At 73.2% G+C, this 18,701-nt stretch carries 16 protein-coding genes; 13 read left to right on the top strand and 3 right to left on the bottom strand.

Going from position 1 to position 18,701, the window contains the following annotated elements; genetic code table 11:
- Positions 1–160 precede the first annotated feature (160 nt).
- The gene (locus ACFC79_RS17255; RefSeq protein WP_376240889.1) at positions 161–1,192 is read left to right on the top strand and encodes an MsnO8 family LLM class oxidoreductase; all 1,032 of its coding nucleotides are present in this window, start codon (positions 161–163) and stop codon (positions 1,190–1,192) included.
- A 58-nt stretch (positions 1,193–1,250) separates the two neighbouring features.
- Here ACFC79_RS17255 and ACFC79_RS17250 read toward each other — a convergent pair whose 3' ends face one another.
- Positions 1,251–2,177, bottom strand: coding sequence for an aminoglycoside phosphotransferase family protein (locus tag ACFC79_RS17250; protein WP_376240887.1), 927 nt, complete (start codon positions 2,175–2,177; stop codon positions 1,251–1,253).
- A gap of 203 nt (positions 2,178–2,380) precedes the next feature.
- Here ACFC79_RS17250 and ACFC79_RS17245 point away from each other — a divergent pair, with 203 nt between their 5' ends.
- On the top strand, positions 2,381–2,890 hold the full coding sequence (locus ACFC79_RS17245) for a DUF664 domain-containing protein (protein WP_376240885.1): 510 nt from the start codon (positions 2,381–2,383) through the stop codon (positions 2,888–2,890).
- 115 nt (positions 2,891–3,005) lie between these two features.
- Here the strand turns inward: ACFC79_RS17245 and ACFC79_RS17240 are convergent, their stop codons facing one another.
- Together ACFC79_RS17240 and ACFC79_RS17235 are read right to left on the bottom strand one after the other, a co-directional pair.
- Entirely contained in the window at positions 3,006–3,812 is an 807-nt protein-coding gene (locus tag ACFC79_RS17240) for an SAM-dependent methyltransferase (RefSeq protein ID WP_376240883.1), read from the bottom strand.
- A 200-nt stretch (positions 3,813–4,012) separates the two neighbouring features.
- Positions 4,013–4,579, bottom strand: a complete 567-nt coding sequence (locus ACFC79_RS17235; RefSeq protein WP_376240881.1) for a DUF4291 domain-containing protein — start codon at positions 4,577–4,579, stop codon at positions 4,013–4,015.
- A gap of 238 nt (positions 4,580–4,817) precedes the next feature.
- Here ACFC79_RS17235 and ACFC79_RS17230 point away from each other — a divergent pair, with 238 nt between their 5' ends.
- The 11 genes from ACFC79_RS17230 to ACFC79_RS17180 are packed head-to-tail and all read left to right on the top strand — an operon-like array spanning position 4,818 to position 18,598.
- Positions 4,818–6,428: an ABC transporter substrate-binding protein gene (locus ACFC79_RS17230; protein WP_376240879.1), complete on the top strand. Its 1,611-nt coding sequence runs from the start codon at positions 4,818–4,820 to the stop codon at positions 6,426–6,428.
- Complete coding sequence (locus ACFC79_RS17225; protein WP_376240877.1) at positions 6,425–7,411, top strand: ABC transporter permease; 987 nt, start codon at positions 6,425–6,427, stop codon at positions 7,409–7,411. The genes ACFC79_RS17230 and ACFC79_RS17225 overlap by 4 nt, the downstream gene beginning before the upstream one ends.
- Complete coding sequence (locus tag ACFC79_RS17220; protein ID WP_376240876.1) at positions 7,411–9,321, top strand: dipeptide/oligopeptide/nickel ABC transporter permease/ATP-binding protein; 1,911 nt, start codon at positions 7,411–7,413, stop codon at positions 9,319–9,321. Before ACFC79_RS17225 ends, ACFC79_RS17220 begins: the two co-directional genes overlap by 1 nt.
- Entirely contained in the window at positions 9,318–10,091 is a 774-nt protein-coding gene (locus ACFC79_RS17215) for an ABC transporter ATP-binding protein (protein ID WP_376240874.1), read from the top strand. Before ACFC79_RS17220 ends, ACFC79_RS17215 begins: the two co-directional genes overlap by 4 nt.
- A complete protein-coding gene (locus tag ACFC79_RS17210; protein WP_376240872.1) occupies positions 10,088–12,013 on the top strand; it encodes a prolyl oligopeptidase family serine peptidase in 1,926 nt (641 codons plus the stop codon). The genes ACFC79_RS17215 and ACFC79_RS17210 overlap by 4 nt, the downstream gene beginning before the upstream one ends.
- A 54-nt stretch (positions 12,014–12,067) precedes the next feature.
- Entirely contained in the window at positions 12,068–13,474 is a 1,407-nt protein-coding gene (locus ACFC79_RS17205; protein ID WP_376240870.1) for a serine hydrolase domain-containing protein, read from the top strand.
- 1 nt (position 13,475) lies between these two features.
- Entirely contained in the window at positions 13,476–14,630 is a 1,155-nt protein-coding gene (locus ACFC79_RS17200; protein ID WP_376240868.1) for a M20/M25/M40 family metallo-hydrolase, read from the top strand.
- Positions 14,627–15,484 (top strand): GNAT family N-acetyltransferase, encoded by an 858-nt coding sequence (locus tag ACFC79_RS17195; RefSeq protein ID WP_376240866.1) that lies wholly within the window; start codon positions 14,627–14,629, stop codon positions 15,482–15,484. The genes ACFC79_RS17200 and ACFC79_RS17195 overlap by 4 nt, the downstream gene beginning before the upstream one ends.
- The gene (gene menC / locus ACFC79_RS17190) at positions 15,481–16,587 is read left to right on the top strand and encodes an o-succinylbenzoate synthase (protein ID WP_376240865.1); all 1,107 of its coding nucleotides are present in this window, start codon (positions 15,481–15,483) and stop codon (positions 16,585–16,587) included. The genes ACFC79_RS17195 and menC overlap by 4 nt, the downstream gene beginning before the upstream one ends.
- On the top strand, positions 16,584–17,003 hold the full coding sequence (locus ACFC79_RS17185; protein WP_376240863.1) for a serine hydrolase: 420 nt from the start codon (positions 16,584–16,586) through the stop codon (positions 17,001–17,003). Before menC ends, ACFC79_RS17185 begins: the two co-directional genes overlap by 4 nt.
- Positions 17,000–18,598 (top strand): PucR family transcriptional regulator, encoded by a 1,599-nt coding sequence (locus ACFC79_RS17180; protein ID WP_376240861.1) that lies wholly within the window; start codon positions 17,000–17,002, stop codon positions 18,596–18,598. Before ACFC79_RS17185 ends, ACFC79_RS17180 begins: the two co-directional genes overlap by 4 nt.
- Positions 18,599–18,701: the final 103 nt, after the last annotated feature.

The raw sequence follows: 18,701 nt of genomic DNA, 5'->3' as shown, positions 1-18,701 counted from the left end.
CGTTCGCCCGCGGGCGGGCGGCCGGTTTCGCGCACCGCCCGCCCCTGCGGGCGCTGGGGGGGCCCGGGGGGCGGGCCCCCGTGGGCGGGGGCCCGCGCCGCGCCCGTGACGGCCGGGGAATCCACGGGCGCGGCGGACGTTGGACAAGGGTGTGAGCTCCGTGATCGCATCCACCAGGTTCTCCGTCCTCGACCGTTCCCGTGTCCGCGAGGGGCACGACGGCCCCGCGGCGCTCCGTGACACCGTGCGCCTGGCCCAGGAGGCCGAGGCTCTCGGCTTCCACCGGTTCTGGGTCTCCGAACACCACGGTGTGCCGGGTGTCGCAGGTTCGGCGCCGACCGTGCTGGCGGCGGCCGTCGCCGCGGCGACGGCCACCATTCGGGTCGGAACGGGCGGCGTGATGCTGCCCAACCATCAACCGCTCGTGGTGGCGGAGCAGTTCGGGGTGCTGGAGTCACTGTTCCCCGGCCGGATCGACATGGGTCTCGGGCGGTCGGTGGGCTTCACCGGCGGTGTACGCGGGGCGCTCGGACGGGACAGGGCGGCCGCGGAGGACTTCGGCGGACAGCTCGCCGAACTGCTCGGCTGGCTGGACGGGACGCAGCGGGTCCACCCGGGGGTGCACGCCCACCCCGCCGAGGGACTGCGCATCCCCCCGTTCGTACTGGCCACGGGCGAGGGGGCCGGGGTCGCCGCGACGGCCGGGCTGCCACTGGTGGTCGGGGACCTCCGCGGCCGGGAGAAGCTGCTGCGGGCCGTCGAACGCTATCGTCGGGAATTCCGTCCCTTGTCCTGGACCCCGGAACCGTATGTCGTCGTGTCGGGCGCGGTCGCGATCGCGGCGAGCGCGGAGGAGGCCCGGCGCCTGCTGACACCGGAGGCATGGTCGCTGGCGTACTCACGCATCCACGGGGTGTTCCCGCCGCTCGTCCCCGCGGAGCGGGTCGAGGCCCTGACGATGACCGAGCGGGAGCGCGACCTCTACGAGGAGAGCATGCGCGGTCACATCCGGGGAACCGAGGACGAGGTGGTCGCGGCGCTCGAAACGGCCATCGAGGAGACCGGGGCGGACGAGGTGCTGGTCACCACCAGCACCCATGACCGCGCGGCCCGGGTGGACTCGCTGCGCCGACTGGCCCGCGTGGCGGAGCTGCCGGTCGGCCGGGGCGCACCGGGCGGCGGCCCGGCCTGACCGCCGGGGCGGCGGCACGCCGCCCCGGCGCATCCGGTCCGGGGCGGCGGCACCGATGTCACCGGCGGCTCGTCAGGGCGGTGGCGATGGCGACCTGGGCCGGTCCCAGCTCCGTCGCGCCGTCCTCGATGTCCCACAACGCGTTCTGCAGGACGCGGCCGAGCGTCCACCCGGTCGCCCGCTCCCGGTCCAGGCCGAGCGTGTCGGTCAGCACGTCGAAGCGGCGGAGGACCGCGCGTGTCACGTCACCCGTCGCCACCACCTCGTCCCACCGGTTGTCCAGGGCGGGCAGCAGCTCGAATCCGGGGTCGCCGGCCAGCGGTTCCGGGTCGATGGCCAGCCAGGGCTCCCGCTGCCCGGCGAGCACGTTGTCGTAGTGCAGGTCCCAGTGCAGCAGCCGGTCACCGGCCTCGCCGACCAGTTCCGCGACGGCGGAACCGCAGTCGCGGACCAGCCGTCGTTCGGCCGGGTCGGGCAGCGCGGCAACGGCGCGCGGCACCTCGGCGAGCATGGCCCCGGCGACATCGGCAAGGCGTCGCAGCCCCAGGGGCGCGGGCACCGCGACCAGCCGGGCCATCAGCTCGGCGAGGACCTGCACGGCGACGGTGTCGTCGGTCACCGAGGACAGCGGCCGGGTCGCGTCCAGCCGTTCCAGGAGCATCGTGCCGCTGTCCTCGTCGTGGTCGAGCAGACGCACCGCTCCGTCGCCGTTCCACGCGCGCAGTCCGGTGACGGCGCCCGCGTTGTCCTCGGTGGGCTGTTGCAGCTTCAGCGCCGCCGGTGTGCCGTCCGCGCGGGTCACGGGCAGCACCAGGGACGCCATGCCGTGGCCCGCGGGGCCGTCCGGCCGCAGCGCCCAGAGATCCAGGAAGCGTCCGGCCAGTTCCGGCAACGTGCTGAGCCAGGCAGGCGCGGACGCGCCGCCGACGCGCAGGTACGACGCGGCGAACGCGTCCGGGACGACGAGGGGATTCGACGGGGACATGATGATTCGCTCCTTCGATCGGTTGCTGACGGGTCCGGTACGAAGGAGGTCGGGGCGGTGCCCGGATCTCGGGCAGGCGTCAAAGCATGGCTCCACCCTACGGGCTGCGGCGTCCGGGTGCCGCAGCCGGCTCATCGCGGCAACGGCACGGTCGGCGCGTGTCGTTGGCCGGGCACCGGCGCGGCAGCGGCCAGGGTGAGGACATGAACAGCGCTGATCTTCTGACGGATGCGTTCGGCCGGGTCCGGGAAACCGTGCACTCGGCGGTCGAGGGCCTGTCTCAGGACGACCTCCACGCCCGGCTCGACGACGGGGCGAACACGATCGCCTGGCTCGTGTGGCACCTCACCCGGGTCCAGGACGACCACGTCTCGGACGCCGCCGGTACCGAGCAGATCTGGTTCACCCAGGACTGGGCCGCCCGCTTCGACCTGCCCTTCGAGCGGTCCGTCACCGGATACGGGCACAGCGCCTCGGAGGTGGCAGCCGTGCGCGTGGGCTCGCCCGAGCTGCTGCTCGGCTACCACGACGCCGTTCACGAACGGACCCTGGAGTTCGTCGGCGGACTCGACGGCAGGGCACTGAACCGCGTCGTCGACGAGGCATGGTCGCCACCGGTCACCCTCGGAGTCCGGCTGATCAGCGTCATCTCGGACGACTTGCAGCACGCGGGACAGGCGGAGTTCATCCGGGGCTCGCTCGCCAGGCGCTGACGCCGGTGCCGGAACGGCCGGCCGGGGGAGGCCCGCCGCGGGTTCGGCCCACCCTCCGCGTCCCCGGCGCCGGGACGGTCCGGCCCCATGGTTCGGCACCGGGGGAGCGGATGTCTCACACCTTGAGTCCGACGCCGCTCACCGCGTGCCCCTGCACCGCGTCCGCGAGGCTCTGGTCGGACTCCGGGCGCCAGGCCGCCGTCCTGACGACGCCCGGCTCCACCAGTTCCAGGCCGTGGAAGAAGTCGGCGATCCGCTCGGGGCTGCGCAGATGGTACGAACTCGCCGAGTTCGCGTTGTACGAGGCGACGGCCCGGTTCAGCGATTCGCTGGTGTTCGCGCCGTCGCTGAGGGCGAGATAGCTCCCTGCGGGGAGGGCCGCCACCAGCCGGTCCACCAGTGCCCACGGGTCGTCCCCGTCGGGAAGTTGCCCCATGATCCCCAGCATGGTCAGTCCGACCGGGCGGGTGAAGTCCAGCGTCTTCGCCGCCTCCGCGAGGATCGTGTCGGTGTCCCTCACATCCGCGTCGATGTACGCGCACGCGCCCTCGGGAGTGCTGGTGAGCAGGGCGCGGGCGTGGGCCAGGACCAGAGGGTCGTTGTCGACGTACACGATCCGGGAAGCCGGTGCCGCCCGCTGGGCCACCTCGTGCGTGTTGTTCGCCGTCGGCAGGCCCGTGCCGATGTCGAGGAACTGGCGGATGCCGGCCTCCGCGGCGAGGAAGTGCACCGCACGGGCGAGGAAGGCCCGTTGGAGGCGGGCGATGGCGGCGAAGTCCGGGAACGCCTTGAGGATCATGTCGCCCATCTGGTGGTCGACGGCATAGTTGTCCTTGCCACCCAGAAGGTAGTTCCATACCCGGGCCGAATGAGGACGGTCCGTCTGGATCCTGTCGGCCGGCGACTGCGGTGAGGTGCTCATGGCCAGATCTTCACATATGCCATACGAATATGCCCCAGTGAGGTGCCGGATCTTCGCCGAAACCCATGAATTCGTCCGAGAACACGGGTGATTGACCGGGCATCGGACCTGACCGGCCCCCAAGACCGCGGACGGGCGGCAGCGCCACGATCGGTCGCGAGTATCCGAGCGAGGCGGGCGAACCGGCCCGGGCCCGGACCTCAGCCGTCGATGCCCAGCCGCTTCGCGAGGGCGGGCGGAACCGGGTAGACCCGTTCCGGCGGCAGCAGCCGTTGGGCCTGCGTCGCCCGTCCGCCCTGCACCGACGCGGCGATCTTGCGCGCCTGCGCGGTGATGTCGGTGAGGTCGACGACCCAGTCCTCGGCGAGGGTACGGATCAGTCCGCGCCCGATCCCGACCTGGATGCTGTAGTGGTTGAGGGCGGCACCCCGCAACGAGCGCTCCGGATCCCACTGCACGTGGACGGGCGCCTGCGCCACGGCTGCCGGATCGGCGGTCGTCAGCACCGCCGAGGACAGTGCCTCCTCCCATCCGGAACGGGTGATGCGCACCGCGAGGATGCGTTCCTGCCCGGACTTCCGGGCCCAGTTGCTGCGGTGCATGAGCCACAGGAACGAGGGCTTGATCCACGTCATCCGGTGGAACGAGAACGGCGGCACGAAGCGTCCGGCCCGCAGGCACGGATCGGCGATCGCGGGCGAATACGCCTGGTGGACCACGATCGTGCGGGCATCGTACTGGGCCCGTATCCGGTATTGAGGGGTCACCGGCGCATCCTGTCCGGGCGGTGCGGCCGTCGCAAAGGGTTTTGACCCGGGGAGCAGGAGGGAGCGGGCTCCGGGCGACTGCGACTGCGACTCCGCCTCCCGTTTCCCCGTGTTCGTCTTCGTCGCGGCGCACCATCGCCGAGGCGGATTTTCGTGCGCCGCGACCACTCGCGGCCGATGTGTCGCTGCCTACTGTTCCCTCACTCGGCGGCGGGGTGCCGCTTTTCCGGAGGTGACCATGGCCGGCGCCACAGGCACGGACACAAGAAGCAGAAGGACGCGCGGAGCGCGCTCCGCGGCAGCGGTGGCCACGGTGCTCGGCCTGGTCGCCACCGCGTCCGCCTGCGGTGATCGGGCCGCTGACGGGAGCGGCGGATCCACGGTGGTGTTCGCGGTCGCCGCCGACCCCGGCACGCTCAGCCCCACCACGGCGCTGGCCAGTACCGCGCTGTCGATGAACGCCTTCGCGTACGACACCCTCGTGCACGTCGCCGCCGACGGCACGGTGGTTCCCGGCGTGGCCGAGAAGTGGTCCGCCACGGCCACCTCCGCGACGTTCACCATCCGTCCCGGCGTGACCTGCGAGGACGGATCCGCGCTCACCGCGGACGACGTGGCCGCCGAGTACAACCACATCGCCGATCCGAAGAACCAGTCGCCGATGCTGGGTCTGTCCGTCCCCGCCACCGCCGTGGCGAAGGCCGACGGAGCGACGCGGACCGTCACCGTCACCACGACGGGACCCGCCCCGTTCATCATCGAGATGACCCGGATGCTGCCGCTGATGTGCCGCAAGAGCCTGGCCGCACCCGCCGCACTGGCCAAGGCGACCAACGCCAGTGGACCCTACCGCCTGACCGAGGCCGTCCCCGGCGACCACTACACGTACGTCAAGCGCGACGGGTACACCTGGGGGCCCTCCGGGGCCACCGGCGAGGGCCTCCCCGGCAAGGTCGTGTTCAAGGTGGTCCCCAACGAGTCGACCGCCGCCAACCTCCTGATGTCCGGTCAGATCCACGGGGCCGTGATCAACGGAGCCGACCAGGACCGGCTGGACGCCGCGAAGGTGCAGAACCGGAGCTTCCAGGCACTGTTCGGGCAGCTGCTGTTCAACCAGGCCGCCGGCCGTCCGGGCGCCGACCCAGCAGTGCGCAGGGCCCTGGTCCAGGTACTGGACCTGAAGGAGCTCAGGAACGTCGCCACCGGCGGCAAGGGCGGGGCCGCCACCGCCGTCGGCGAGACCGCCCCCACCCCCTGCACCGGCGACACCGTCACCGGAAACCTCCCCGCCCACGACCCCGAACGGGCCGCCGCCGCACTCACCGCCGCAGGCTGGACGAAGGACGGCGGCACCTGGACCAAGGACGGAAGGCCGCTCGCCGTCGGATTCAGCTACCCGACCGCCCAGGGACCGCAGGTCGCCTCGGCCGTCGAGCTCGCCGTCCAGCGGTGGACGTCCTTCGGGGTGCGGGCCACGGCGAAGCCCGTCGGTTCGGCCGGCATCATCGGCACCCTGGCCGGCGGCGACTGGGACCTGGCCTGGGCGCCCATCGGCGTCACCCTCCCGGACCAGCTCACCCAGTTCTACGACGGCCCACCGCCCCCGAAGGGCAACAACTTCGGTTCCGTCTCCAACCCCGACTACCACCGGCTCGCCCTCCGGGCGGCGGCCAGGCCCGGCACCGACGGCTGCGCCCTGTGGGAGGCGGCCGACGCCGCCCTCGTCAAGAACGTCGACATCGTCCCGTTCGCCGCCCGGCCGAACCGCTACTACGCCAAGGGCATCACCTTCGAGGTGGACGGCGGCGGGGTCGTTCCCAGCACCCTGCGACGGAGCGCCGACCGATGACCGCCCTCACCTGGAACCCACTTCGTGCGACGGCCCGCAGCCCATGGGCCGGATTCGTCCTGCGCCGCACCCGGCGACTGGTGATCTCACTCGCCGCACTGGTCACCGCGGCGTTCGCGATGATCCACCTGATCCCCGGCGACCCCGTCCGGGCGGCCCTCGGCCCCACCGCCGACCCGGCGCTGATCGAGGCCCGCAGACACTCGCTCGGCCTGGACCAGCCACTGCCGAAACAGTTCGGCGACTTCGTCGGCCACCTCCTCCAGGGCCGGCTCGGCGACTCGATCGGCGCCCAGATGCCCGTCTCCGAGATCATCACGACCCGGCTCCCGGCGACCCTGCAACTCGCCGTGCCCGCCTTCGTGTTGATCCTGCTGGTCGCCGTCCCCGTCGGGATGACGGCCGCGGTGCTGACCAAGGACGGCCGACGACGACGGGGCGAACTCGCCTTCACCGGCCTCACCGGCCTGCTGGGCGCCGTGCCCGAATTCCTGCTGGCCGTCGGCCTGATCGCCGCGTTCGCCGTGACGTGGCCGCTCTTCCCGGTGGCCTCGCGCGCCGGTCTGGACTCCTACGTCCTGCCGGTGCTGGCGCTCACCGTCGTCCCGGCGGCGACCCTGGCGCGCATCGTCCGGGTGGAGACCCTGCGGGTGCTCGGCGAGGACTACATGCGGACCGCCCTCGCCAAACGGCTCCCGGCCCGGCTGCGCTACCTGCGCCACGCCCTGCCCAACCTGCTGACCTCCTCGCTCACCCTCGGCGGCCTGCTGTTCAGCTCGCTGCTCGCCGGCACCGTCCTGGTCGAGAACGTCTTCGCCTGGCCCGGCCTCGGCACGACGATCGTCCAGGCCATCACCGAGAAGGACTACCCGCTGGTCCAGGGCGTCGTGCTGGTCTACGGCACGGCGGCGCTGCTCATCACCTTCGTCGTCGACATGGCCGTGGCCGTCGCCGACCCCCAGTCCACCGTCCGCGGGAGCTGATGATGCATCAAGGCCATGACACCTCGCTGCGGCGCCGACTCGGGCGCACGCTCAGGACACCGCTCGGCGCGACCGCGCTGACCGCCTGTCTGCTGCTGGTCGCGGTCGCCGTGCTGGGGCCGGTCCTGTTCGGCGACCGGGCGGCGCGGATCGACACGGACGCGATCAACCGGGGCAGCAGCGCCGCGCACCTGCTGGGCACCGACCAGCTCGGACGCGACATCGCCGCCCGGGTCATCGTGGCGACCCGGCAGACCCTGCGGCTCACCCTGCTCGCCGCCGCGATCGGGGTCGGCGGCGGCCTGCTGCTCGGCGTCGCCCCGGCGGTGGTGGGACGACGGTTCGGCCGGCTGATCACGGCGACCGTGGGCGTGCTGGTGGCCTTCCCGGGGCTGCTGTTCCTGCTCTTCCTCGCCACGATCTTCGGCGTGGGCAGCACCGGGGCCGTGTTCGCCGTGGGGCTGGCCATGGTCCCGCCCGTGGCCCGGCTGGTGCAGAACCTGACGGCGTCGGTCGCGGGCTCGGACTACGTCGCCGCGGCCCGGATCCTGGGCGTGGGCCGGTTCCGGCTGGTCGTGCGCCACCTGCTCCCCAACATCGCCGAACCGTCGGTACTGTTCGCCACCCAGGCGATGAGCGGCATCGTCGTGGCGTTCGCCGGACTGTCCTTCCTCGGACTGGGCGTGCAACCGCCCGAGTACGACTGGGGACGGCTGCTGAACGAGCAGCTGAACCGCGTCTACGTCAACCCGGTGGCCGCCCTGGCGCCCGGCGCGGCCGTCATCCTGACCGGGCTGGCCTTCGGCCTGGTCGGCGAGGCGCTCGCCCAGGCAGGCGGCCGACGGGCACCCCGGCGCGAGGACCCGGCACCGCAGCGGGACGACGCACCGGCCGCGACGCCTCCCGACACGGGCGGGACCCTGGTCAGCGCCCGCGACCTGCGCGTGACCTTCCCCGGCGGCCGACAGGCCGTGCGCGGCATCTCGCTGGACATTTGCGCGGGCGAGGCCGTGGGCCTGGTCGGCGAGTCGGGCTCCGGCAAGAGCCTGAGCGCACTGGCCCTGGCCGACCTGGTACCCCACCCCGGAAAGGTCCGCGCCGACACCCTCCGCTTCGACGGACACGACCTGCGCACGGACCCGCAGTTGGGTACGGAACTCGCCATGGTCTTCCAGGACCCCATGGCCTCGCTCAATCCCGCCCTGCGCGTCGGCCGCCAGCTCGCCGAGGTGGCCGAGGTACACCTCGGGGCGAGCCGCGCCCGCGCCGCGGAACGGGCCGTCGACCGGCTCGGCGCCGTCCGCATTCCGACACCGGAACGACGCGCCCGGCAACGGCCGCACGAGTACTCCGGCGGAATGCGGCAGCGGGCCGTCATCGCCATGGGCCTGATGGGCGAACCGAAACTGATCATCGCCGACGAACCGACCACGGCACTCGACGTGTCCGTCCAGCGGCAGGTGCTCGACCTGCTCGCCCAAGTGCGCGAGGACACCGGCGCCGCGCTGCTGCTGATCTCCCACGACCTCGCCGTCGTCTCCCAGGTCTGCGAACGGGTCCTGGTCATGTACGGCGGATCGATCGTCGAGGAACTCCCGGTCTCCGCACTGGCCGCGGGCGCGGCCCACCCGTACACCCGGGCCCTGGTCGGCGCCGTCCCGACCATGACCACCGAACCCGGAACGGACCTGGTGACCATTCCGGGCCGCCCGCCGGAACCGGGGGAGACCGGCCCCGGCTGCTCCTTCGCGCCGCGCTGCGCCCGCGCCCGGGAACGCTGCCGCGCCGACACACCCGTACTGACCGCGACCGGACCGGACCGCAGGGCCGCCTGCTGGTACCCCGTGGACGCCGTCACGACCGGTGCCCCCGCCCGCACCACCGGCCGAGAATCGGAGGCGATGTCATGAGCTCGCTCGAACTGCGCGGCATCACCGTGCGCTACGGCCGCTTCACCGCCGTGGAGAACGTCGACCTGCTGGTGCCGGACGGGTCGGTGACCGGACTCGTCGGCGGGTCGGGATCGGGCAAATCGACGCTCGGCAAGGCCGCCGTGGGCCTGGCCCCGGTCCGGTCGGGGCGGGTCCTCGTCGACGGGAACGACGCCGTGCACGGCCGCGGGCGCGCCCCCGTGCAACTGGTGTTCCAGAACCCGTACGCCTCGCTCGACCCGCGCATGCCGATCGGCGCCTCCGTCGCCGAGGCATTGCCCCGCACCGGACGGCAGCGCGGCACACCGGCCCGCGCCCGCCGCGCCGCACGCGACGCGGAGGTGGCACGCTGCCTGGAACTCGTCGGCCTGGACCCGGCGCGGGCCGCCCTGACCCCGGACGCGCTGTCCGGCGGCCAACGCCAACGAGTCGCCCTGGCCAGGGCGCTCGCCGCTCGCCCCGGCGTGCTGATCGCGGACGAGATCACCTCGGCCCTCGACGTGTCCGTCCAGGGCGCGGTGCTCAACCTGCTGCGCGGCCTCCAGCGCGAACTGGGCTTCGCGATGCTCTTCATCTCCCACAACCTCGCCGTCGTCCGCCACCTGTCCGACCAGGTCGCCGTGATGGACGGCGGACACCTCGTCGAGTGCGGCCCCGCCGACCGGGTGCTGGAACACCCCGAACACCCCACGACCCGTGACCTCATCTCCTGCGTACCGACCCTTGCCCTCGCCGAGGAGGCGCCATGACCCGCCCGCTGGCCATCGACGACCTGTACCGCTTCGAGATCCCCGCCGATCCCGCGCTGTCCCCCGACGGCAGCCGCGTCGCCTACACCCTGACCACCCAGGACGCCGCGAACGACCGCGTCGTCCGGTCCCTGTGGGAGGTGCGCGCGGACGGCGGACCGGCCAGGCGGCTCACCCACGGCCCCGCGGACACCGCGCCGCGCTGGTCCCCGGACGGGACGACCCTGGCATTCCTGCGCGAGGGACAACTCCACCTGCTGCCCGCCGACGGGGGAGAGCCCACCGCGCTCACCACCGCCGAGCGGTGCCCGGCGGGAGCGGGCACACCGGTGTGGAGCCCGGACGGGTCACGGATCGCCTTCTCCGCCCCCGGCGCCCGGCCCGACGACACCGCGCCCGTCGTCGTCGACGCCCTGGGCTGGAAGGCGGACGGAGCCGGTCCGATCGGGTCGGTCCGGACCCGGCTGTTCGTGGTGGACGTGACATCGGGCGAGGTCGTACCGGTGACCGCCGCCGATCGCAACGCCGGCGTCCCCGCATGGTCGCCCGACGGCACCCGGCTCGCCTACCCGGCACACAGCGGGCCGGACTCCGCCGTGCTCGGTGCCTCGGCCGCCCATGTGGTGGAGATCGGCGAGCATGTCGGCGAACCCCGGCGCATCGGCCCGGCCGGTGGCCTCGCCGGACCGGTCGACTGGTACCCGGACGGGTCCGCGCTGCTCGTGGTCGGCCGTGACACGTTCGCCGTCGGCCACGCACGGCTGCTGCGCCAGCCCCTGGACGGATCGGCCCCGGTGCCGGTCGACGGCGACCTGGACCGCAACGTCATGGGCGGCGGTCCCGGATACCCGGGAGCCCGGCCGCAGTTCCACGGCGACGGCATCCTGTTCTGCGCCCGCGACCGGGGCGCCACCCGCCTGTACCGGGCGGACGCCGCCGGAATCACCAGCTCCCCGCTCCCGGCCGGAACCGGGATCAGCGGCTGCTCCCTCGCCCCGAAGGCCGGGCGGGCCGCCGTGGTGGCGACCGACGCGTCGAGCTTCGCCGAGATCGTCCTGCTCGACCTGAACGCCTGGGAACGCGAGGGATCCGGCGCCCGGCCCGTACGGCTCACCGACCACATGAGGCGCTCACTGCCCGGCATCACCCTCCACCCGGTCACCGAACGCGAATTCACCATTGCCGACGGCACCGTGGTGCACGGCATGATCACCCGCGCCGCGACGACGCCCGACGGCGGCCCCCTGCTGGTGGACGTGCACGGCGGCCCGCACAACGCCTGGGCTCCCCACTCCGACCCGGTCCACCTCTACCACCAGGAACTCGCCTCCCGGGGCTGGACCGTCCTGACCCTGAACGTGCGCGGCAGCGACGGCTACGGCGAGGAGTTCTACACCGCCGCGGTCGGCGCCTGGGGCGAGACGGACGAACAGGACGTCCTGCAACCGGTCGCCGCCCTCGTCGACGAGGGCCTCGTCGACCCGGAACGGATCGCGCTCACCGGCTACAGCTACGGCGGCTACCTGACCTGCTGGCTCTCCGCCCGCAGCGACCTCTTCGCCGCCGTCGTACCGGGCGGCGTGCTGGTCGATCTGAGGAGCATGGCGGGCACCTCCGAGGAAGGACACCTGATCGCCGAACACGAGATCGGCGACCCGCGACGGATGACGGAACTCTCGCCGATCAGCCACGCCGACGCGGTGCGCGCCCCTACCTTGATCCTGCACGGCGCTGCCGACGACACCTGCCCGGCGGGCCAGGCCGAGCAGTGGTTCCACGCGCTGCGCACCCGGGACGTACCGGTCCGGATGGTCCTGTATCCCGGCGGATCGCACCTGTTCCTCCTGGACGGCCGGCCCTCGCACCGGGAGGACTACTCCCGCCGGCTCGTCGAATGGGTCACCCTGCATACCGACCGCTGACCACGCACCACCACACCCCTCCCACCGCCGAGCGCAACGGAATCGGAGCTGGACATGACCAGTACTGCAGACACCACCGACAGCACCACCACCGGCACCACCACCGACCTGTCCGCCCACTGGACCGCCCGCCTCGCCGAACTGGCCGCCCGGCACTCCGTCCCCGGCGCGAGCCTGGGCATCCTGCACCGCGGCGAGCTGGTCGCCGAGGCCGCCACCGGCCTTGCCAACACCGAGGCCGGGATCGAGACCACCACCGACACCCTGTTCCAGATCGGCTCGATCTCCAAGGTGTGGACCACCACCGTGGCCATGGCCCTGGTCGACGAGGGGCTGCTCGAACTCGACGCCCCGCTCGTCTCCGTCCTGCCCGAACTGCGCCTCGCCGACGAGGAGCTGACCCAGGGCGTGACGGTGCGTCACCTCATGACGCACACCAGTGGGATCGACGGCGACCTCTTCACCGACACAGGCCGGGGCGACGACTGCCTGGAGAAGTACACCGCACTGCTGGCCGACACCGTGCCCAACCACCCGCTCGGTGCCACCATGTCGTACTGCAACGCCGGCTTCACCCTGCTCGGCCGGGTGCTGGAAGTCGTCACCGGCGTCCAATGGGACCGGCTCATGCGTGAACGCCTGTACGTCCCGCTGGGACTGACGCACACCGCGACCCTGCCGGAGGACGTGCTGCGCTTCCGCGCCGCCATCGGACACCTGGGCGAACCGCCCGCCCAGGCCCCGCAGTGGGGACTGATGCGTTCGGCCGGACCGGCCGGGCTGATCTGCTCGACACCGCGCGAGGTGCTGAAGTTCGCCCGGTTGCACATGGACCGGGGCGTCACCGAGGACGGCATCAGGATCCTCTCGGCCGAGGGCGTCGCCGCCATGCAGACCGCGCAGGTCGAGCTCCCCGACCCGTACATCATCGGCCACTCCTGGGGGCTCGGCTGGTTCCTCGACACCTGGGACGGGCGCCGGGTCCACGGACACGACGGCGGCACCATCGGGCAGAGCGCCTTCCTCCGGGTGCTGCCCGAGGAGGACCTGGCGATCTGCCTGCTCACCAACGGCGGCGACACCGCGAGCCTCTACCGCGAGGTGTTCGCCGAGATCGCGCGGGACCTCGCCGGTGTCACGATGCGCCCCGGGATCGAGCCGGCCACCGAACCGGTGGCGGTGGACCCCGCCGACTACGTGGGCGTGTACCAGCGGCTCTCCAGCAGGCTGGAGATCGTGGAACGGGACGGCGGCCTGGTCATGCGCGACCGGATCACCGGACCGCTGGCCGAACTCGTCGACGAGACGGAGCACGAGTACGACATGCACCCGGTCGAGCCGGGCCTGTTCGTGGTGCGGCGGCCGGGGCTCAAGTCGTGGTACCCGGTCGTCTTCTACGCCCTCGACGACGGCTCGCGCTACATCCACCACGGCATCCGCGCCACGCCCGAGGCGGGCTGACGTGACCGCGATCGCCACCGCACTGGAGGCGCTGGAGGCCGGGCTGCCGGACCTGCTGACCGACATCGGCGCACTGGTCCGCACCGAGTCGCCCAGCGCGGACGTGGCCGCCGTCACCGACTGCGCCCGGGCCGTCGCCGCGCTGGGCACCCGGCTCACCGGAACCCCGCCCGAGTGGCTGGACGGCTCGGGGCGGCCCGCCCTGCGCTGGCGCTTCGGGTCCGGCGACCGGGTGCTGCTGCTCGGCCACTTCGACACGGTGTGGCCGGTGGGCTCCCTGGCCCGGCACCCCTTCGAGGTGGCGGACGGCCGGCTCACCGGTCCCGGCTGCTTCGACATGAAGGCCGGTGTGGCACAGCTGTTCCATGCCCTGTCCGTCCTCGACGACCTGGACGGAGTGTCGGTGCTGCTCACCGGCGACGAGGAGATCGGCGCCCCCACCTCCCGTGCCCTGATCGAGGCCGAGGCGCGCCGCACCCGGGCCGTGCTCGTCCTGGAGGCGAGCGAGCGGGGCGCGCTGAAGACGGCGCGCAAGGGTGTGTCCGCCTACGAACTGGGCATCGCCGGACGCGCCGCGCACGCCGGGCTGGAACCCCACCGGGGCGTCAACACCACCATCGAACTCGCCCACCAGGTCATCGCGCTGTCCGCGCTCGCCGACCCGGTGACCGGCACCACCGTGACACCGACCGTCGCCACCTCGGGCACCACCCGCAACACCGTGCCCGACGCGGCCCACCTGCTGGTCGACGTACGCGTCGCGACGGCCGCCGAGCAGGACCGGGTCGACCGGGCCGTCCACGCCCTCGCACCGGTGCTCGCGGGCGCCTCGCTCACTCTCTCCGGAGGTCCCGACCGGCCCCCGTTGCAAGCGGGCGCCTCGGCGGAGCTGTTCGAACGCGCCCGCGCCCACTACGCCGACCTGGGGCTCGGCCCGCTGCACGGGGTCGCCGTCGGCGGCGCCTCCGACGGCAACATCACCGCGGGCGCGGGCACGCCCACCCTGGACGGCCTCGGCGCCGTGGGCGGCGGGGCGCACGCGGACGACGAACACGTCGTCGTCGCCGAACTCCCGCGCCGCACCGCCCTGGTGGCGGCCCTGGTGGCCTCGCTGGTGGCCGAACCGCTGGGCACGTCGGACCGGGAGGGACCGTGAGCGGGACCCGGGCGGCCGAGGCGGTCGCCGCAGCCGACCTGGCCGCCCGGCGGGCCGGCGTGACCCTGACCGAGCTGCACGGGCTGGACGAGATGCGGGAGGCATGCCGGGTGCTCGACCGGGTCTGGCGGCCCGTCCCCGGAAACCCGCTGATCACGCCTGAACTGCTCAGGGTCTTCGCGCACTCCGGCAGCTACGTCGTCGGCGTCCACCGCGACGGCCGCATGATCGGGTTCTGCCTCGGCTTCCTGGCCACCGCGGGGCTCCACTCGCACATCGCCGGAGTGGACGACACCGCCCGGGGCCGCAATGTCGGCTTCGCCGTCAAACTCCACCAACGGGCCTGGGCCCTGGCCCGCGGCATCACCGCGATCACCTGGACCTTCGACCCGCTGATCAGCCGCAACGCCTATTTCAACCTGTCCAAACTGGGCGCCGCGCCGAGCGAGTACCTCGCCGACTTCTACGGGGCGATGCAGGACGAGGTGAACGCCGGGACCGAGACGGACCGGCTGATGGTGCGCTGGGAGCTGGCGGGCGCCCACGCCGTGGCCGCGGCGGCCGGCATCCCCCGCCACGTCGCCGTCGACGACGCGGGCGGGCGCGCGGTCGTCGGCCTGGACACCAAGCCCGACGGCGGCCCCGCCGTCGGGCGGCTGGACGGCGACGCCGTCCTCGTCCGCATCCCCACCGAGATCGAGGAACTGCGCCGCACCGACCCGCCCCTGGCCCGCCAGTGGCGGTACGCGCTGCGCGAGGTCCTCGGCGGCCTGATGGCCCAGGGGCACACCGTCACCGGATTCACCCGGGACGGCTGGTACATGATCGACAGACGTCAGGAGATACAGGGATGAAGCTCGTCGGTGTGGAACTCCGCCGGATCGCGATGCCGTTGGTCGCACCGTTCCGAACCTCGTTCGCCACCGTGAACAGCCGGGAGGTCCTGCTGGTCAGGGTCGAGACCGAACACCACGAGGGCTACGGCGAGTGCGTCACCATGGCCGATCCGCTCTACTCCTCGGAGTACACGGCAGGCGCGGTGGACGTGCTGCGGAGCCATCTGGTGCCCGCCCTCGCCGCCCTGCCGGAACTCGACCCCTGGGCGGTCGCCCCGGCACTCGCCGCGTTCAAGGGCCACCGGATGGCCAAGTCCGCGTTGGAGACCGCGGTGCTGGACGCCTGGCTGCGGGCCCATGACCTGTCCATGGGGCAATGGCTGGGCGCGACCGCCGACCGGGTGCCCGCCGGGGTGTCGGTCGGCATCATGGACTCGATCCCCGCCCTGCTCGACGCCGTCGACGGCTACCTGGCCGAGGGGTACCTCCGGATCAAGCTGAAGATCGAACCCGGCTGGGACGTCGAGCCCGTGCGCGCGGTCCGGGAGCGCTTCGGCGACGACGTGCTCCTCCAGGTGGACGCCAACACCGCCTACACCCTCGCCGACGCCGGTCAGCTGGCCCGGCTCGACCCGTACGGGCTGCTGCTCATCGAACAGCCCCTGGACGAGGAGGACGTGCGGGGCCACGCCGCCCTGGCCGCACGGGTGCGCACCCCGATCTGCCTCGACGAGTCCATCGTCTCCGCCCGTTCGGCGGCCGACGCCATCGCCATGGGCGCCTGTTCGGTCGTCAACATCAAGCCGGGACGGGTCGGCGGCTACCTGGAGGCCAGGCGGATCCACGACGTGTGCGCCGCGCACGGCGTTCCGGTGTGGTGCGGCGGGATGCTGGAGACCGGCCTCGGCCGGGCCGCCAACGTCGCCCTCGCCGCCCTGCCCGGCTTCACGCTGCCCGGCGACACCTCCGCGTCCGACCGGTACTACCGTACCGACATCACCGAACCGTTCGTCTTGAAGGACGGCCATCTCGACGTGCCCGGCGCCCCGGGGCTCGGCCTCTCCCCGATCCCGGAACGACTGGCGGAAGTGACCGAGTCGACGGAATGGATCGGCCGATGACCACCACCCGCGACGCCCCCGTCGAGGAGCGGATCCGTGCCGCGTGCGACCCGGAGCGCACCACCCGGGGAACCGCCCGCGACACGGCCGAACTTCTGGCCGCGATCTGGCGCGACGAGGCAGGACCGGCCGAGGCATGCGCCGAGGTGCGGGCCGTGATGGCCCGGCAGATCTGGCCGCACCGGCTGTCGTCCGGCTTCGACCGCACCCACCGGGTCGCCGGCAGGACCGGGACGCTCCCCGGCCGGCGCAACGAGGCCGGGGTCGTCGAGGCACCCGACGGCGGTCGCCGGGCGGTCGCCGTGTTCACCCGGTGCGACAACCCCGAGCTGCGCAATCCCCGCGCGGACCGGGTGATCGGCCGGGCCGCCGCGCCGGCCGTGGACGCCCTGCGATCGACTACCTTGGGCCGATGACGGAGCAGCCGCGGGCCGTGCTCGGCCGGATCCTCGACGACCTGGGATCGACCCTGATAGAGGTGGTTGCCGGGGAGGCCGACCCGGTCCGCACCGTCACCGGGGTGCTCATCCAGGACCCGCTGGACGAACCGGCCCGGCTGCCCGGGGCTGTGGTGCTCGGCGTCGGTGTGTACGGCGCCGAGCCCGTCGCCGCCCTCGTCGACCGGGCCGCCGGACTCGGTGCCGCGGCCGTGGTGGTCCGTGCCCCGGTCCCGGTGCAGGGCCCGGTGGCCGAGGCCGCGGCCCGCACCGGCGTGACCGTGCTCGGACTGACCCCCGGCGCGTCCTGGGCCCAGGTGGCTGCGCTGCTGCGGTCCCTGCTCGCGACCGACGAACTGGGCACCGTCGGCGGCCCCGACGAGGCCGACGGCGCCGAACCGCTCGCCGGCGACCTGTTCGCCCTGGCCAACGCGACCGCCGGACTGCTCGACGGACCCGTCACCGTGGAGGACCGCAGCGGCCGGGTGCTGGCCTTCTCCAGCCGCCAGGACGAGGGCGACGACGCCCGGATCGCCACCGTGCTCGACCGTCAGGTACCGACCGAGAAACTGCGCGCCCTCGAACAACTCGGCGCCTTCCAGGCCCTCTACCGCAAGGAGGGTCCCGTCTATGTGGCAGGAGTCTCCGACAAACCCCGGGTCGCGATCGCCGTCCGCGCGGGCGGCGAGATCCTCGGCTCCATCTGGGTCGTCGTCGACGGACCGCTGAGCGAGGACCGCACCCAGTCGCTCCAGGAGGCGGCCAAGGTGGCCGCCCTGCACCTGCTGCGCCACCGCACCGGCGAGGACGCCGAACGCCGGCTGCGCGCGGATCTGCTCGCCACGGTCCTGGAGGGCGGAACCCACGCCCCGCAGGCCGCCGTGCGGCTCGGCCTGTCCGCACAGCCCGCCTGCGTACTGGCGCTCGCCGTGACCGGCGAGCCGTCGGCGCCGGACCGGGTGGCCGCGGGCCACCGCGTCGCCGAGGCGCTCGCCCTCCACCTCGCCGCGATCCACCCCCGGACCGCCTCGGCCTCCCTCAGGGGCGTCACCTACGCGGTCCTGCCCACGAGTGCGGACGAGCAGGCGCTGCGGGTGGCCGAGGCATTCCTCGGACGAGTGGGCGACCGGGTGCCCGCCGTCATCGGCATCGGCAGGCTCGCCGCCCGTCCGGCCGAGCTGCGCCGCTCCCGCACCGACGCCGACCGGGCGCTGCGGGTCCTGTGCTCCGGCCGCTCGCGGCGCCGGTCGGCACGGCTCTCGGACGTCTACGCGGCCTCGCTGCTGGAGGAACTGACCGACCGGATCGCCGCCGAGGACGACGTCCCCGACGGCCCGGTCGTCCGGCTGCGCGCCTACGACGACCGGCACCACACCGCCCTCACCGACACCCTGGAGGCATGGCTCGGCACCTTCGGCGACGTGACGGCCGCGGCCGCGGCCGTGCACGTCCACCCCAATACCTTCCGCTACCGGCTCAAGAGGCTGGCCGAGGTGGCGGGTCTCGATCTCGACGACCCGGAGGCCCGGTTCGAGGCGATGCTCCAACTGCGGCTGGCACCACCCCGGTCCTGAACCGTGCGGGGGAACGGGATCCCGGGGTGCCCGCACCGCTCGTGGCGGGCACCGTTCCGGACACACGGCCACGTCCGGGCCCCGTGCGGGCCGCAGGATGAAA

It is taken from the genome of Streptomyces sp. NPDC056061 (genome assembly GCF_042266885.1).
Taxonomy (GTDB): domain Bacteria; phylum Actinomycetota; class Actinomycetes; order Streptomycetales; family Streptomycetaceae; genus Streptomyces.
Note: the sequence above shows the minus strand (reverse complement) of the source record. Positions and strands in the feature narration are given on the sequence as shown.